The organism is Candidatus Methylacidiphilales bacterium, assembly GCA_030054035.1.
Lineage (GTDB): Bacteria > Pseudomonadota > Gammaproteobacteria > JASGCS01 > JASGCS01 > JASGCS01.
In genome coordinates this window covers 244,404-260,341 of the sequence record JASGCS010000001.1, presented here as the reverse complement: position 1 = coordinate 260,341, position 15,938 = coordinate 244,404, and the positions used below count along the sequence as shown (strand labels likewise).

Here is a 15,938-nt window from a genome sequence, read left to right as displayed (position 1 = left end):
TATACATTAAAAGTGGAGTTACGTTATGCAAGAATGGGATGATCCAGTGCTACATGCACTAAAAGAATTTAAAGAAACGACAGGAGCAGTAGAAAAAGCGCATAGAATTTCAGATTTGCCTAGTTCTTCTGAAAGGATTTGTGTGGATGACAAAAAAATTATCAATTGTAGAGCTGATCTAAATCAACTCGTGCCATTTAAGTATCAATGGGCCTGGCAAAAATACCTTGATGCTTGTGCTAACCATTGGATGCCTCAAGAGGTAAATATGTCTGCAGATATTGCTCTGTGGAAATCAGATAATCTTACTCAAGATGAAAGAAGAATAGTGGAAAGAAATCTCGGTTTTTTTTCTACAGCGGACTCCCTAGTTGCCAATAATTTGGTTTTAGCTGTGTATCGTCATATAACTAATCCTGAATGTCGCCAGTATTTGCTCAGGCAAGCGTTTGAAGAAGCGCTCCACACACATGCCTACCAATACTGTATTGAGTCATTAGCGATGGATGAAGGGGCTATTTTTAATATGTACCATGAAGTCCCCTCTGTTGCCAAGAAAGCTATGTGGGCTTTTCCTTATACCCAATCTTTAGGTGATCCACTCTTTCAAACAGGTACCACTGAAGCAGATCAACGATTATTGCGAGATCTAATTGCGTTTTATGTAGCATTTGAAGGTATATTTTTTTATGTTGGGTTCGTGCAGGTGCTGTCAATGGGTAGAAGAAATAAAATGACTGGAACTGCGGAGCAATTCCAATACATTTTGCGTGATGAGTCCATGCATCTTAACTTTGGTATTGATGTAATTAATCAAATCAAATTAGAAAATCCACAATTATGGACAAATGCTTTTAAAGAACAAATGAGAGGTTTATTAGATGAAGCCGTTACTTTGGAAATTGAATACGCAAAAGATACGATTGGTGGCGGTGTTTTGGGCATGAATGTGGAGTCGTTTGATGGATACTTGAAGTTTATCGCCAACAGAAGGTGTAATCAAATCGGCTTGGCTGAATTATATCCAAGCACAAAGCATAACCCATTTCCTTGGATGTCAGAAATAATTGATCTAAATAAGGAAAAGAATTTCTTTGAGACTAGAGTTACCGAATATCAACTTGGAACATTAAACTGGGAAAATTAAAAGACCCCACGGTTAAGACCTCGATGTAAAAAGTAATAACTCAAACCAACTGAGAGAAAACAAAACATAATTAAAAGACTCACGATTGTAGCTATTGAAAAATCTGTTATGCCATATACGCTATATCTAAGACCATTTACAGCAAATAAAATTGGATTGATATGGGCTATAAAACTCCATAGTGGCGGTAGCATGGAAATTGAAAAAAACACTCCTCCGAGATAGGTAAGAGGGGTCAGAACAAAAGATGAGATAATGCTCGTGTCATCAAAACTCTTTGCATAAATCCCATTTATCAATCCTAGAGAAGAAAAAATTAAAGCAGTGCAAAAACAAACAAAACAAAATAACACTGGGTGGAGTATGTTGAAATTGATAAATATAGATGCGGTAAGGAAAACGATTAACCCAACGAGTAAACCTCGCGCAATCCCCCCAGCTAAAAAACTTAACGCTAAAATAGATGCTGGTACTGGCGCAATAATTAACTCCTCAAGATATCGTTGCAATTTTGCACTGAAGTATGACGCCACAGTGTTTGCGTAAGAATTGGTTATTATTGCCATAAGTATTAAACCGGGGGCGATGTACTCAGCATAGGTTAACCCTTGAATTATACCCACTCTAGTACCAATCAAAGTCCCAAAGATAATGAAATAAAGGCTTGTGGTAATTACCGGCGGAACTAAAGTCTGTACCCAGATTCTTGCGAATCTTCTTACCTCTCTAAGCAAAAGTGCAATGAGCGGGTTAAATAATAACTCAAAATCACTCTTACTGCGCATCGTTGCTCATTCGTAAAAATACTTCTTCTAAATCACTTCGTTGAGGTTTAATATCGCGAACCTCAACCCCTTGACTTGACAAAATTGCACAAAGCTCTGTGTAGCTAGTGCTTTGTGGCGCGTGCATGGTGATACTATGATCATTTTGCTCAATTATTTTTAATGGATCTTGAAGGGATATAGCTTTATTTTTAGAACAATGTATTTTTAAAACTCTTTCCTTGAGTAGGCCACTAACTTCAGACATAGGACCTTGAAATTTTATAACCCCATGATTGATAAATCCAACTTGCTGGCAGAGTTTTTCTGCCTCTTCCAAGTAGTGAGTGGTTAATAAAACGGTGGTGCCTTTCAAATTAAGGTCAGTAAGATAATCCCAAATACTATGCCGTATTTCAATGTCAACTCCTGCAGTCGGCTCGTCTAGGATAAGAAATTTAGGATCGCTAACCATTGCTCGAGCAATCATTAAGCGTCGTTTCATACCCCCACTTAAGTTTTTCGCTATAGCTCTAAATTTGTCACCAAGCCCAACAACTTGTAAGATTGCACGAGCCTTTTTAATACCTTCATGTACAGAACTCCCATGAAGACAGGCATTGGTTGCTACTATTTCTTCAACCGGTTCCCACATATTAAAATTGAATTCCTGAGGCACAATGCCGATTTGTCGTTTACACCACAATCTGTGCTCGGCTTGATTTTTGCCAAATAAAGAAATCGTACCAGTGTCCTGTGAGATTAGTGAGCTGATGATACCTATCAATGTGCTTTTCCCAGCACCATTTGGACCTAATAGCGCATAAAATTCACCTTCAAGCACTTCTAATGATAGGTTTTTTAGTGCAACAGCACCATTCCATTGCTTCGAGACTGAATTAACATTTAAAGCAATCATCATTATTTATGTATTATACTTTATTATTAAAAACCGCTACTATGTGATATAATTTTTATAATAAGCACTTACGCTAACTAAAACTAAAAATAGGAGCAATAAGTTATGACAATGGAAAAAGCACAATTAAAAAATAAAAATTCGAGAAGGTCGTTTATTAAATCCGCAGGTGTTTCGGGGATTGCAGGGGCGCTCATTGCTACCCAATCAACAGCTAGTGCGGCAGCTATTGCGGATTCCTCCATTGTGCGCTGGAGGCTTGCATCAAGCTTTCCGAAAACGCTTGATACAATCTATGGTAGCGCTGAAGTATTTGCAAAACAAGTTGAGATTATGTCAGAAGGTAAATTTATTATTTCTGTTCATTCCGGTGGTGAATTGGTTCCACCTTTTGGGGTATTTGATGCAGTGAGTCAAGGAAGCGTAGAGGCTGGTGCCACAGCAGGGTATTATTATTTTGGAAAAAATGACGCACTCGCTTTAGATGCTGCCGTACCATTTGGATTAAACACTAGGCAAATGAATGCTTGGATGTTTGATGGTAATGGCTTGTCGTTATTACGCGAATTATTTGCAGGTTACAATATCATTAATTTTCCCATAGGCAATACTGGGGCGCAAATGGGTGGATGGTATAAAAAAGACATCTCTTCCATTGCCTCGTTACAAGGTTTAAAAATTAGAGTAGGTGGGTTTGCTGGAAAAGTATTGAAAATGTTAGGCGCAGTACCTCAAAATTTACCTGGCGGTGAGTTATATCAAGCATTAGAAAAAGGAATTATTGATGGTGCTGAGTGGGTTGGTCCTTATGATGATCTTAAACTTGGCTTACACAAAGTCACCAGTCATTATCTATATCCGGCCTGGTGGGAGGGATCTACCCAACTTAGTTTATACATTAATAAAAATGCATTCATGAAGTTACCTAAATCATACCAACAAATCGTAGAAGTTGCCAGTGCTTTTGCGCATATTGATATGACTGCGAAATATGATGCCAGAAATCCAGACGCCCTTAAAGAAATTATCGCAAAGGGAACTATTACCAAGCTAACTCCAAAACCAATTATGGATGCCGCTTACCAGGCTTCGTTAGAATTATATGCCTCTATAGCAAAATCAAACCCTCAATGGAAAAAAATCTACACTGACTATCAGAAATTCCAAAAAAATACCGTGAGTTGGTTTAAGTATGCTGAGCATGGATTTGATAGTTACATGCAGAACAAGCTATAAAATTGACTATGAATCTAGCACTTAAGATCACTAGGGTGATTGATCGGTGTACAGATTTCGCTGGCTGGGTTGCGGTTATATGTTTAATCGGTGCTTGTTTGATTTGCAGTGGAAATGCAATTGTTAGATATAGTCTTAATCTAAGTTCAAATGCCTTTCTAGAAATACAATGGTATTTGTTTGCTGGTGTGGTAATGTTTGGGGCTCCGCAAGTTTTTAGATTGGGAGAGCATATTCGAGTCGATATACTATATTCAAAATATAGTGAACGCACTCAAGTGTTGATAGATTGTTTCGGCATTGTTTTTTTTCTACTCCCAACTATGACATTATTTTTCTATCTTTCATTTGGGATTTTCATTAATAAGTTGGTTAGTGGTGAAATGAGTCCAAACGCTGGTGGGTTGTTGCGTTTTCCGGTTTGGTCCACTTTACCAATTGGTTTTGCATTGGTTTCATTGCAAGGTTTTTCTGAGCTAATTAAACGGTTAGTGTTTTTACGTACTGGGCAATGCGACTTTTTTCAAAATGTTAGAAATGTGCAATAAAGGAAAATTTTGAATGGAATATTTTGCACCCGTAATGTTTATTGGGTTGGTGGCAATTCTATTGATTGGATTTCCGGTTGTTTTTAGTCTGAGTGCACTTGGCTTGTTTTGTGCTGGAGTTGCCATATACTTTAAGTGGTTTCCAGAATCATTTTTATTAAATTTGCCATTAAATATTTTTGGAATTTTATCAAATGAATTATTGCTGGCAATCCCTTTTTTTACTTTAATGGGTGCTATTCTTGAGCGCTGTGGTTTAGCTGAATCGCTACTTGAATCGCTTACCCAACTCTTTCGTAACACTAGAGGAGGGTTAGCCTATGCGGTCATAGTAGTTGGATTCATTCTCGGAGCTATTACTGGAACAGTTGCTGGTCAGATCATTGCAATGGCTATGATCTCTTTACCTATCATGATACATCACAACTACAATTTACGATTTGCCACTGGTGTATTAGCTGCTTCAGGAACAATCACCCAGTTAATCCCACCTTCCTTGGTTCTGGTAATACTCGCAGACCAGCTTCAAATTCCGGTAAATGCTATGTATCAAGGTGCATGGGGGCCGTCAATCATTCAAATGTTGCTTTTTTTAGCCTTTACATTTTTTTGGTCCTTATACAAGCCACAAGATTTACCGATAATCCCTAGAACAGAAAATTCCTTACAAGGATACCTGCTCATTAAAAAATGTCTAAAAGATATTGTGCCAACTTCAATCTTGATACTTACAGTTTTAGGAAGTATGGGTGGTTTACCTGGCATGAGTTTTGCAATCGCAACCCCAACGGAAGCTGGTGCGCTTGGTGCGCTTGGTGCGATGGTGCTTGCGCTGTGCTATAAAAAACTCACGATACAATATTTTAAAGACGCAACTATAACCTCAATGAGATTGACAGCGATGGTTGTATTTATTTTAATTGGCTCAAGAGTATTTTCATTGGTTTTTCAAGGAGTAGATGGTAATGAGTGGGTGGAAAAATTGATCAGTGAGATTCCCTATGGTCAACTAGGGTTCTTGATTGCAGCAAACCTACTGGTTTTTGGACTTTCATTTTTTCTAGATTTTTTTGAAATAGCATTTATTGTCCTGCCTTTATTAGTTCCAATCGCGGTAAAGTTAGATATTAACTTGGTTTGGTTTGGGGTAATGATTTGTGTGACCATGCAAACTAGCTTTATGCATCCTCCTTTCGGTTTTGCATTATTTTATTTACGGGGAGTTACTGACACACTCTTTAAGCAAAAAATAATTTCAAAAAATATAAGCTCCAAAGATATGTACCTAGGCGCGATTCCGTGGCTTTGTTTGCAATTGTTATTAGTAGTGTTAGTTATAGTTATTCCAGAAATCGTAACCATATTTTTAGACACTGAAAAAATTATTGATGTAACTACCATCGATTTAAACACGGATCAAGGTGGATATGGCTTACCATCTAGCGATCCCTATAGGTGACTTGGCATGGAAATACATTTTTTCACTAGTCTACTCTTCTATTTATCTTTAGTCGCAGTCCTTGTCCCGCTCTTAGAGCGGCTTTTTATAAATAGAACCGTGGGATTTATTTTTGCCGGTGTTATTTTTGGACCAACCTCAATAGCAATAATTGCTGAGTATCTACCTGCAATTAAAGATATCGTTGTCGTGGAATCAAATACAAACCACATGATTGGTGAGCTCGGTATCATTTTTATGCTCTTTATGATTGGATTAGAGTTATCAATTCCAAAATTAATTACTATGCGTGCTTGGGTCCTGGTCGATGGAAGTTTGCAAATATTTTTATCAATTAGTCTTCTAACTGTTTTTTTTATTCTTAACGCCTTCTCATTATCAGAAAGTATTTTTTTAGCAATGGCACTTTCTTTTTCATCTACCATTGTCGTGGTTGCGTATTTAGAACATATTTCACAATTAGGAACTATGGTCGGACAAAGAATACTTTCTATTTTACTGTTTCAAGATTTATTTGTAATACCCACCCTTGTGTTTTTAGAACTTTTTGCGAGTTCAAGTCAGGTCGGTGTTGAGATAGTATTGACAATCTTAGAAGTCGCGCTGATTTCTTGTTTTGTAATTACTGCATTATATCTTTTAGGAATTAAAATACTTAATCCAATTATGAGAGTTTTAATATTTAAAAATCAAACTGATTCCTTTTACGCATTATTAATGCTTGTCTTATTTGGCATGATTAGTATTTGCCAAATATTTGGGGTTTCATCTTCTTTAGGTGCGTTAGTTGCTGGTCTGTTATTTGCAGAAACCGAGTTCAAACATGCTATCGCTTCAGTAATTACTCCTTTTAAGGGCCTGCTTTTAGGTGTTTTTTTTATTTCTATTGGGATGTCAGTTAATCTTTCAATGTTGATAGAGAATCCTCTTACGATTTTATTTATACTTCTCGGTGTTTTAACGATCAAATCAATTGTAATAATTTTTGTTGGAATGCTTAGATATAAACATTGGAGTGATTCAACACGAATGGCAAGTGTGCTTTCTCAAGGCAGTGAGTTTTCACTAGTGGTGTTGTCTATCACTTCACAATTGCATCTGCTTTCTGGAGCAATAGTGTCTATTGCATATCTTGTCGTGGTTTTCTCGTTAATTAGTATTCACCCAATTGCTAATTTAGTTTTTAAATATTTTAATGTAGATAAAGTGGAGGATAGTCTTAATCATCAAGAGATCAGTAACCATGTAGTACTAGTCGGTTTTGGCAGGGTGGGTCAACTTATTGGTACTACGTTAAAGAACCAAGGCATTTCGTTTATTGCATTGGAAAAGGACCTAGATAAAATCAAACAGCTAAAAGTTAAATTTCCCGAATTATACTATGGAGGACCAAACCTTCCAGGCTTGATTTCACGAATGAAAATTAGTGAAGCGAAAGTTGTAGTATTAACTATGGATAACGCAGATTCAACTTTGGAGACGCTAATCCAGGTAAGAAAAGAGAGCAAAAGCGTAAAAGTGATTGTGCGAGCAAAAGATGAAAAACACGCAAATGAACTGAGAAGGTACGGTGCAACTATATTAGTTACTGAAACATTTGAAATGAGTATGCAGTTATTATTTACAATCTTAGATTCATATTCATTTCCAGAATCGGGAATACAAGAGTTGCTCATGCAACAGCGTGAGGTTCATAATAATAGCATTGAAAAAAAAGACTAATAGCTAATAATTAAAGCTAAATGACAATGGTGGGTCGTGTAGGAGTTGAACCTACGACCAACTGGTTAAAAGCCAGCTGCTCTACCGACTGAGCTAACGACCCGATGTGTGGTGAGGGTTTATTTTATCAAATAAATATCTGTTACTGTCCTTTTTCAGTTTTTATTTGTGGGATGTTTTCTGGGTCTAATTCGTGCAAAAGTTGTAATTGTTTATGGATAATTACCTTTTCATTTTCATTGCTATTCTTGATTCGCAAGGCTAGTTTTAGTTGTTGGTATGCGCCTTGAATGTTTCCAGAAGCAAGAATACTATTAGCAAGCAATAAATGGTACTCTAATATTTTTCCTTTCACTAAGCTACAATCAGCGCGGAGTTTAAAAACCATTTGATCGCGGAGATAAATAACTCTTTTACTTGAAGTTGGCAATGCGGCATACTCAACCGTGCTACAAAAATTAATGGTATCCTTTGTTTCAATATAATTTTGTGCAAGTAGAATTCTTGCGGGTGTAAAGTAAGGGTAGAGCGATACGAGTCTTTTTAAAATTGAAATTGCTTTAGAGAATTCTTTCTGATCATAGTAATTTTCAGCTTGGCTATAGAGTAGGTACTCATTGTCTGGATCAGTTGCGATGGTTTTTTCATAAAATAAATTAGATTTAGCATAATTTTTATTTCGTTGATGCCACATAGCAATAGAGTAAAGTTCAAATGAATTCAGTGATTCATTTTCTTGGGGTAAAGCAATTTCTTTCAAATCATCTAATGCATGTAGTCGTACTTTTATATATGGAAACCAGGTGTGTCGAATAGTTACAGGTATGTTAGCAGAAGTTTGATGTCCAGTTCTTAATGCAATTTCAGCAATTCTAGTTCCCGAATTAGGATGTGTGCTTAAATACTCTGGTACTTGACTTCCAGAAGTGAGAGATGCAAGTAGTTCATGAAACTCTAACATTCCTTTTGGGTCATATCCTGATCTTGAGAGATATTGGAGTCCAAGCAAATCTGATTCCTCTTCTTGTTTCCTAGAAAAACTTAGTTGCTTTTCCGCGCTTGCACCTAGACTACCGAATAGCAGAGCGTTTCCAATAGAGCTATTTGTAGTTTTTGAACTAGCACTGGCAAGTAACCCTGCAATGATACCTGCAATAAGTAGCCCGGAATTTTTACTTGCCTCTTCTTTTGCGCTTAAAAGATGTCTTTTTGCAACATGTGCTAACTCATGTGCTATTACTGATGCCAGCATATCTTCAGATTTTGAATTGATTACCAATCCATAGTTTAATCCAATATAACCACCGGGCATTGCAAATGCGTTGATGGCTCTGCTCGCTACAATAAAAAAATAGGTTTCTGAGTCCGATTCGTTGCTAAACTCAACACTCGAAGAAATTTTCATCCCTAACTGCTGAATGTAAAAATCACTAAGTGGGTCTTGGATAATACCATTTACTCGCGCTAAGGCAAGAACATTCACGAGCCCTAGTCGTACATACTCCTGACTGCTAATTTGATTGTCTGAGGATTCACCTATTTCTGGAATATTTGAAGATTCTAAAAATGACGATGTGCTATACGAATTCACGGAGAAACATAACGCTGAAAAGTACAGAAATGAAATCATGACCCATTGGTAATGCCTGTAAAAATGGCGTTGTGCCACCAACTTAGAGTTTAGTATAAAATACTTATGTATCAAAAATGTTTAATCCCTAGTCCATTTTACCAAACTATTAACCATGAAGTTATCAGGCGCGCAAGCTTTACTAGAATCTCTAAAACAAGAAGGAGTTCGTTATATCTTTGGATATCCTGGTGGGGCAGTGCTCCATATTTATGACGCGATATTTCAACAAAAAGACATTACCCATATTTTAGTTCGGCATGAACAAGGCGCTACCCATGCTGCAGACGGTTACGCTCGTGCTACAGGTAAACCAGGGGTAGTGTTAGTAACATCTGGACCTGGTGCTACTAATGCAGTCACAGGAATAGCCACAGCATACATGGATTCGATTCCTATGATAATCATTTCTGGTCAGGTCCCTAAACCTTTTATTGGATCAGATGCGTTTCAAGAAGTAGACACCCTTGGAGTAACTCGACCTATCGTTAAACATAATTTTTTAGTTGAATCAGCTGAACAAATTCCAGAGATAGTAAAAAAGGCGTTTTATTTAGCTACCACTGGTCGGCCTGGTCCTGTAGTAATTGATATACCAAAAGACACAACGGATCCAAAAAAATTGATTGAATTCATCTATCCGAAAAATGTATCACTAAGGTCATATCATCCAAATAGCAAACCAAGCTCCAATGAAATTAAGCTTGCAATTGATATTATTTTGAATGCTAAAAAACCAGTGATCTACTCTGGTGGTGGAGTTGTGCTAGCAAATGCCTCACAAGAATTGCGAACGCTAGTTTCGAAACTCAACGCTCCAATTACGAGCACCTTAATGGGTCTTGGAGCATTTCCAGCTTCAGATAAAAGATTTCTAGGTATGTTAGGTATGCATGGTACTTTAGAGGCAAATTGGGCTATGCACGAGTCAGATATGGTGTTGGCTATTGGAGCGCGGTTTGATGATAGAGTCACTGGCGAGGTGTCACAATTTTGTCCCTTTGCGAAAATAATTCACATTGATATTGATCTTTCTTGTGTCGGTAAAATCATCCAACCTACAGTGGCTCTAGTCGGTTCTGCTAAGGAAATTTTACAGCAAATACTTGCGCAGCTTCCTGAGAATATCCCTCCAGAGCGACTTGAGTCATGGTGGAACTCCATTGATCTATGGAGAGCAAAAAAATGTATGGATTACCAATTGAGCGCTGAAGTGATTAAACCTCAAAAAGTTATTGAAACTTTATGGGACATCACAAAAGGGGAAGCGTTTATAACATCTGATGTGGGACAACACCAGATGTGGGCTGCGCAATATTATCATTTTGATAAACCTAATCGTTGGATAAATTCAGGAGGATTGGGTACCATGGGATTTGGCCTTCCTGCTGCCTTGGGTGTTAAACTTGCTTTCCCACAAGATATTGTCTGCTGCGTTACTGGCGAAGCAAGTATAATCATGTGTATTCAAGAACTTTCAACAGCTAAGCAATACCAATTACCAATTAAAATAATAAACCTCAATAATCGCTATATGGGTATGGTCCGCCAATGGCAAGAGTTTTTTTATAATTCTAGATATTCCCAATCATATATTGATGCACTTCCAGACTTTGTGGCTTTGTCAGAAAGTTTTGGGCATGTTGGAATGCAGATAACAAAACCTTCACAATTAGAGCAAGGTCTTCGAGAAGCGCTCGCTAGACATGATCAATTAGTTTTTGTAGATATACTTACCGATCCTTCTGAGAATGTTTACCCAATGATTGAACATGGCAAGGGTCATCATGAAATGCTTGTGGCTCCAACTAACAGAGAGTTGGCTTAAGTATGGAAGATAAACAACGGTTTACTATTTCTGTATTACTTGAAAATCAACCAGGCGCGCTTGCACGAGTGGCTAATCTCTTCTCAGCGCGTGGTTATAATATTGAAGCGCTAAATGTTGCTCCTACAACCGACCCTACATTGTCACATATGACAATTACTACTATTGGCAAGTCTTCAATACTTAAACAAATTTGTAGTCAATTGGAAAAACTTATAGATGTGTTTTCACAATGTAGTGTTAGTACGGAAAATGCTGAACTAAGAGAAATTGCACTAGTATTAATTGCAAATAACGAGTTAGTAAAAGATGCTATAATTAAAAACTGCATTAACGCAAATGTTGTTTATAGCCTTAAAACGCGAGGAGCAAAAATAATGATTGAAATTTACGGAAACAGCGATACAATAGATTCTATAATTAAAACAATGGATAAAACCAATCTTATACTGGTGGCACGGAGCGGCGCGTTAGCGTTGCCTTATGCTGGGTATAATAATTACCAAGAGGAAAAACAATGATACAAGTAAAATATGATAAAGATGTTTCAAAACAGGCGTTAGCATTGCTTAAAACTAAAACTGTATGTATAGTTGGTTTTGGTTCTCAAGGGCATGCTCATGCGGCAAATCTACATGATTCAGGTATTAGCGTAGTTGTTGCGCTTAGAAAAGAATCTGCGAACTGGAAACGGGTTTCAACTTTTGGTATTGAAGTTGCAGAAGTTGCTAGTGCAGTAGCAAAAGCTGATATTATTATGATTTTAGCACCTGATGAAAGTCAACGTACAATTTATAAATCCATGATAGAACCATACTGCAAATCTGATGCCGCTCTTGCGTTTGCTCATGGGTTTAATATTCATTACGGACAAATAATTCCTAAATCAACTTCAGATGTTTTTATGGTCGCTCCAAAAGGCCCAGGACATCTTGTCAGATCTACTTTTAAAGAGGGTGCTGGTGTTCCTTGTTTGGTTGCGGTAAATCAAAATCATTCAGGACAAGCCCTTGATCTTGCCTTAGCATATGCCGTAGCAATTGGTGGGGGGAGGAGTGGAATTATAGAAACGTCATTTAAAAATGAAACAGAAACTGATCTATTTGGAGAGCAAGCTGTGCTTTGTGGCGGCCTAACTGCCCTAGTTCGTGCTGGATTTGAAACATTAGTTGAAGCTGGCTATGATCCCGAATTGGCGTATTTTGAATGTCTACATGAGCTTAAACTTATTGTAGACTTAATGTATGAAGGAGGCATATCTGATATGCATTATTCAATCTCTAATACCGCAGAATATGGTAGTCTCACACAAGGACCTGTTTTGATTGACGCTAAGGTCAAGCATCGCATGAGGCAAATCCTAAATAATATTCAATCAGGGTCTTTTTCTAGAGATTTTATTTTAGAAAATCAAGCTGGGGCTCCAACTATGTACGCTATGCGCAGGATGCAATCTGAGCACCCTATTGAAATAATTGGAAAAAAATTAAGATCCATGATGCCTTGGATTTCTAAAAATAAAAAAATAACTGAAAGAAGTGAATAATCTTTCCGGATCGAGAAAGCGCCAAGTGTTATTTTGGCTACCTAATAGCATAACTTTGTTAGCGCTATTTTTTGGATTTCAATGCATTGTTTCAGTTGTGCGTGCGCAGTACGAGATCGCAATTTACTTTATGCTTTTAGCTATGATCGCTGATTTTATAGATGGAAGAATTGCACGATGGTTAAATGTGCAGAGTGATTTTGGTGCAAGTTTCGATAGTATTTCAGATACAATAGCTTTTGCTTTGGCCCCGGCATTACTTATGCACCAATGGATTCTTTCTAGTTTAGCAAACTATGGGTTTAAACCATTTTTTTCTTGGGCAATTGCGTTTTCATATTTAGCATCTGGAGCGTTTAGATTAGCTAGATTTACTAGTGTAACTGTTGTTGATAAGAGGTTTTTTCAAGGTTTACCTTCTCCAATCGCCGCGCTTACTGTTGCTTCTTTTGTAGGTCTCTCAATCGAACATCAATGGTCGCAAGAATTTTTAATTGTCCCATCAATTGTAATTACACTTGTCTTGGGTTTTTTAATGGTCAGTAAATTTCCATACTATAGTTTTAAAGATTTGCGATTAAATAATCGCGTTCAGTTCGGTGGGTATTTATTTTTAGCTGCTTTACTAGTACTAATACTGCAAACACTTTACGAGTATGCTTTATATGACACGATATTTTTAGTCACCTTGATTTATATTACATCTCCTTTTATTCTCTATTTGAGAAGAAGTATTAAACGTCCTTCAGCTTCTTAAGAGTTTTCTTAATTATTTTTAAATCACTCCAAGCTTTGGCTTTTTCTCCTGGTGATCGTAATAAATAAGAAGGATGATAGGTGATAATTAATTTTGACAACTCTGGATCACCATACGTATGGACAGATTCTCTCAATGTAGCCAAGGATATTTTTTCGGTAAATTTATTTCCTAATAATGATCTGGCTGCCGTAGCACCAAGTGCAACAATAATTTTCGGGCTAATTTGTCGCAATTGCGACTCTAAATAATGCTTACAAGCTGTAATTTCTGATTCTAATGGTGTTCTGTTATTGGGTGGCCGGCATTTAACCACGTTACAAATATATACTGACTCTCTAGTTAGATCTATTGCCTCAAGCATTAATGTTAGTAATTGACCGGCTTTGCCAACAAAAGGCAACCCTGTTTTGTCTTCTTCTTCTCCCGGTCCCTCACCGACAAAGACGATGTCTGCAGATACATTGCCAATTCCAAACACCACTTGATTTCTTGTTTTGGATAGCTCACAGTCATGGCATTGGCTGGCGCGCTGGTAAAGGTCATCCAAAGTTTTCAATCCACCAACCTCTGTGTGCTTTTTTGTGTGCTTTTTGATGGTGTTAAGTGAGATAGAGCTATTTTTATGAATTTGAGAAACCTCACTTATCTGTGGTTGGTTAGGTTCAAATTGAGTTAACCATCTGGCATTTCCAAGTCCAATCGCATTATAGAATAACCTGCGTCTATTAGATTCCATAGGTTGCGTCAAATTGCGCATCTTGGGCATGGACTTTTTGCTCATGGAGAGTTAGTTTATTAAGAGCATTAATATAGGCAAGCGCTGATGCGGTAATAATATCAGTATTAGCACCTTTACCGTTGGTAATTACGTTATTTTTTGATAAACGCACCATCACTTCACCTATTGCATCAATCCCGCTGGTAACATTTCCAATTGAGTAGAGGAGTAGGGTGGCTTTACTTTGCACTAAGGATTCAATTGCGGCAAAAACTGCAGCAACTGGACCATCGCCAAATGCACTCGATGATTTTTCAACTCCTTGATCAGAAAGAGTTATAGTGGCATGGGCTGGTTTGCTACTTTCAGTTTTGGCCGATAGAGAAATAAGCGAATATCGTTCTTCTTGTATCTGTGATTGCGTGACGATCGCCTGAAGATCAAAGTCAGTAATTTCATGTTTCATATCAGCCACTTCTTTGAATTTTAAGAACGCACTATTTTTTTCTTCTTCATTTGTGAATGTAACTCCCATCTCTGAAAGTTTAGTTATAAATGCGTTTCGTCCAGAGTGCTTGCCAAGAACAAGCTTATTTGAATCCCAACCCACATCTTCTGCCCTCATAATTTCATAGGTTTCTCTATGCTTGATGACTCCGTCTTGATGAATTCCTGCTTCATGCGAAAATGCATTCGCTCCAACAATTGCTTTGTTGGGTTGTACCATAAACCCTGTAACGCTTGAAATTAGTTTTGACATGGGTACTAATTGCGTTGTGTCAATGTTAGTAGCGCACTTATAAAAATCACTCCTTGTTTTAAGTGCCATTACTATTTCCTCAAGTGAAGCATTTCCTGCTCTTTCTCCTATCCCGTTAATCGTGCATTCGACTTGGCAGGCACCATTTGCAATTGCGCTCAAGGAGTTTGCCACTGCGAGTCCAAGATCATTATGACAGTGCACTGAGAATATCGCTTTATCGCTATTAGGTATTCGTTTTATAAGTAGTGCAATTAACGAACCAAATTCAATTGGTGTCGTGTAGCCAACCGTGTCTGGTATATTTATGGTCGTTGCACCTGCATTAATGACAGATTCAATTACCTTGCAAAGAAAATCGATTTCGGATCTTCCAGCGTCTTCTGGGGAAAACTCAACATCATTAGTGTAATTTCTGGCAAGTGATACTGATTGAACTGCTCGTTCCAATACTTGCTCAGGAGTCATTTTTAATTTCCTTTCCATATGAATTGTTGATGTTGCAATAAATGTGTGGATTCTAAATATCGGAGCCACTCGCAAAGCTTCGTAGGCAGTAGTTATATCCTGTTGATTTGCTCGTGCTAAGCCACAAACTATTGAAGTGGTAATTTGTTTTGCCACAGCTTGTACAGAAGTAAAGTCTCCCTTTGAAGCTGCAGGAAAACCTGCCTCAATAATTTCTACTCCAAGTTTTTCTAACCCAATGGCGATTCTAACTTTTTCTTCTAACGTCATTGACGCTCCTGGGCTTTGCTCACCGTCTCTTAAAGTGGTGTCAAATATTTTTATCAATCTCATGTTTGTGTTCATAACTCTCTTCTCTGGTTTGTTTAATTTTAATTAGGTGATTAAATTTTTTAAAATGCAATTGCTGTGCTTAGCGTAAGCAGCACAGGAG

The 15,938-nt window shown here is 37.5% G+C and carries 14 protein-coding genes and 1 tRNA gene; 9 read left to right on the top strand and 6 right to left on the bottom strand.

Going from position 1 to position 15,938, the window contains the following annotated elements:
- Positions 1-25: 25 nt before the first annotated feature.
- Positions 26-1,147: a ribonucleotide-diphosphate reductase subunit beta gene (locus QM538_01385; GenBank protein ID MDI9347142.1), complete on the top strand. Its 1,122-nt coding sequence runs from the start codon at positions 26-28 to the stop codon at positions 1,145-1,147.
- Here QM538_01385 and QM538_01380 read toward each other — a convergent pair.
- Together QM538_01380 and QM538_01375 are read right to left on the bottom strand one after the other, a co-directional pair.
- Positions 1,144-1,932 carry an ABC transporter permease gene (locus tag QM538_01380; protein ID MDI9347141.1) on the bottom strand — a complete coding sequence of 263 codons (789 nt, stop codon included), beginning with the start codon at positions 1,930-1,932 and terminating at the stop codon, positions 1,144-1,146. The genes QM538_01385 and QM538_01380 overlap by 4 nt on opposite strands.
- A complete protein-coding gene (locus QM538_01375; protein MDI9347140.1) occupies positions 1,922-2,833 on the bottom strand; it encodes an ABC transporter ATP-binding protein in 912 nt (303 codons plus the stop codon). The genes QM538_01380 and QM538_01375 overlap by 11 nt, the downstream gene beginning before the upstream one ends.
- 102 nt (positions 2,834-2,935) lie before the next feature.
- On the opposite strand from QM538_01375, the gene dctP reads away from it, so the two are divergent.
- Genes dctP through QM538_01355 form a run of 4 tightly spaced genes read left to right on the top strand, consistent with a single transcriptional unit; the run spans position 2,936 to position 7,795 of the window.
- A complete protein-coding gene (dctP, locus tag QM538_01370) occupies positions 2,936-4,066 on the top strand; it encodes a TRAP transporter substrate-binding protein DctP (GenBank protein ID MDI9347139.1) in 1,131 nt (376 codons plus the stop codon).
- A gap of 8 nt (positions 4,067-4,074) precedes the next feature.
- Positions 4,075-4,614, top strand: a complete 540-nt coding sequence (locus QM538_01365) for a TRAP transporter small permease subunit (protein ID MDI9347138.1) — start codon at positions 4,075-4,077, stop codon at positions 4,612-4,614.
- A gap of 13 nt (positions 4,615-4,627) precedes the next feature.
- On the top strand, positions 4,628-6,073 hold the full coding sequence (locus QM538_01360; protein ID MDI9347137.1) for a TRAP transporter large permease subunit: 1,446 nt from the start codon (positions 4,628-4,630) through the stop codon (positions 6,071-6,073).
- Between the two features lie 6 nt (positions 6,074-6,079).
- The gene (locus QM538_01355) at positions 6,080-7,795 is read left to right on the top strand and encodes a cation:proton antiporter (GenBank protein ID MDI9347136.1); all 1,716 of its coding nucleotides are present in this window, start codon (positions 6,080-6,082) and stop codon (positions 7,793-7,795) included.
- A 27-nt stretch (positions 7,796-7,822) separates the two neighbouring features.
- On the opposite strand, the gene QM538_01350 is transcribed toward QM538_01355, so the two are convergent.
- Positions 7,823-7,898, bottom strand: a tRNA-Lys gene (locus QM538_01350).
- A 39-nt stretch (positions 7,899-7,937) separates the two neighbouring features.
- Complete coding sequence (locus QM538_01345) at positions 7,938-9,464, bottom strand: M48 family metalloprotease (GenBank protein ID MDI9347135.1); 1,527 nt, start codon at positions 9,462-9,464, stop codon at positions 7,938-7,940.
- A gap of 76 nt (positions 9,465-9,540) precedes the next feature.
- Between QM538_01345 and ilvB the strand changes: the two genes are divergently transcribed.
- From ilvB to QM538_01325, 4 genes are read left to right on the top strand one after another with little or no spacing between them, the layout of a single operon-like run.
- A complete protein-coding gene (ilvB, locus tag QM538_01340) occupies positions 9,541-11,253 on the top strand; it encodes a biosynthetic-type acetolactate synthase large subunit (GenBank protein ID MDI9347134.1) in 1,713 nt (570 codons plus the stop codon).
- A gap of 2 nt (positions 11,254-11,255) precedes the next feature.
- Entirely contained in the window at positions 11,256-11,774 is a 519-nt protein-coding gene (gene ilvN, locus QM538_01335; protein MDI9347133.1) for an acetolactate synthase small subunit, read from the top strand.
- The gene (ilvC, locus tag QM538_01330; protein MDI9347132.1) at positions 11,771-12,799 is read left to right on the top strand and encodes a ketol-acid reductoisomerase; all 1,029 of its coding nucleotides are present in this window, start codon (positions 11,771-11,773) and stop codon (positions 12,797-12,799) included. Before ilvN ends, ilvC begins: the two co-directional genes overlap by 4 nt.
- Complete coding sequence (locus tag QM538_01325; protein ID MDI9347131.1) at positions 12,792-13,556, top strand: phosphatidylcholine/phosphatidylserine synthase; 765 nt, start codon at positions 12,792-12,794, stop codon at positions 13,554-13,556. Before ilvC ends, QM538_01325 begins: the two co-directional genes overlap by 8 nt.
- Here the strand turns inward: QM538_01325 and QM538_01320 are convergent.
- Both QM538_01320 and QM538_01315 read right to left on the bottom strand, forming a co-directional pair.
- Positions 13,534-14,295 carry a uracil-DNA glycosylase gene (locus QM538_01320; protein MDI9347130.1) on the bottom strand — a complete coding sequence of 254 codons (762 nt, stop codon included), beginning with the start codon at positions 14,293-14,295 and terminating at the stop codon, positions 13,534-13,536. The two genes, QM538_01325 and QM538_01320, sit on opposite strands and share 23 nt — an antisense overlap.
- Positions 14,285-15,850 carry a 2-isopropylmalate synthase gene (locus QM538_01315; GenBank protein ID MDI9347129.1) on the bottom strand — a complete coding sequence of 522 codons (1,566 nt, stop codon included), beginning with the start codon at positions 15,848-15,850 and terminating at the stop codon, positions 14,285-14,287. Before QM538_01315 ends, QM538_01320 begins: the two co-directional genes overlap by 11 nt.
- Between the last annotated feature and the right edge of the window lie 88 nt (positions 15,851-15,938).

Bases quoted from the DNA above. Each gene is read 5' to 3' on its own strand.
- QM538_01385 (MDI9347142.1), top strand. From the start codon at position 26: ATGCAAGAATGGGATGATCCAGTGCTACATGCACTAAAAGAATTTAAA.
- QM538_01365 (MDI9347138.1), top strand. From the start codon at position 4,075: ATGAATCTAGCACTTAAGATCACTAGGGTGATTGATCGGTGTACAGAT.
- ilvB (MDI9347134.1), top strand. From the start codon at position 9,541: ATGAAGTTATCAGGCGCGCAAGCTTTACTAGAATCTCTAAAACAAGAA.
- QM538_01380 (MDI9347141.1), bottom strand. From the start codon at position 1,932: ATGCGCAGTAAGAGTGATTTTGAGTTATTATTTAACCCGCTCATTGCA.
- dctP (MDI9347139.1), top strand. From the start codon at position 2,936: ATGACAATGGAAAAAGCACAATTAAAAAATAAAAATTCGAGAAGGTCG.
- QM538_01320 (MDI9347130.1), bottom strand. From the start codon at position 14,295: ATGGAATCTAATAGACGCAGGTTATTCTATAATGCGATTGGACTTGGA.
- ilvC (MDI9347132.1), top strand. From the start codon at position 11,771: ATGATACAAGTAAAATATGATAAAGATGTTTCAAAACAGGCGTTAGCA.
- QM538_01315 (MDI9347129.1), bottom strand. From the start codon at position 15,850: ATGAACACAAACATGAGATTGATAAAAATATTTGACACCACTTTAAGA.
- ilvN (MDI9347133.1), top strand. From the start codon at position 11,256: ATGGAAGATAAACAACGGTTTACTATTTCTGTATTACTTGAAAATCAA.
- QM538_01375 (MDI9347140.1), bottom strand. From the start codon at position 2,833: ATGATGATTGCTTTAAATGTTAATTCAGTCTCGAAGCAATGGAATGGT.
- QM538_01355 (MDI9347136.1), top strand. From the start codon at position 6,080: ATGGAAATACATTTTTTCACTAGTCTACTCTTCTATTTATCTTTAGTC.
- QM538_01360 (MDI9347137.1), top strand. From the start codon at position 4,628: ATGGAATATTTTGCACCCGTAATGTTTATTGGGTTGGTGGCAATTCTA.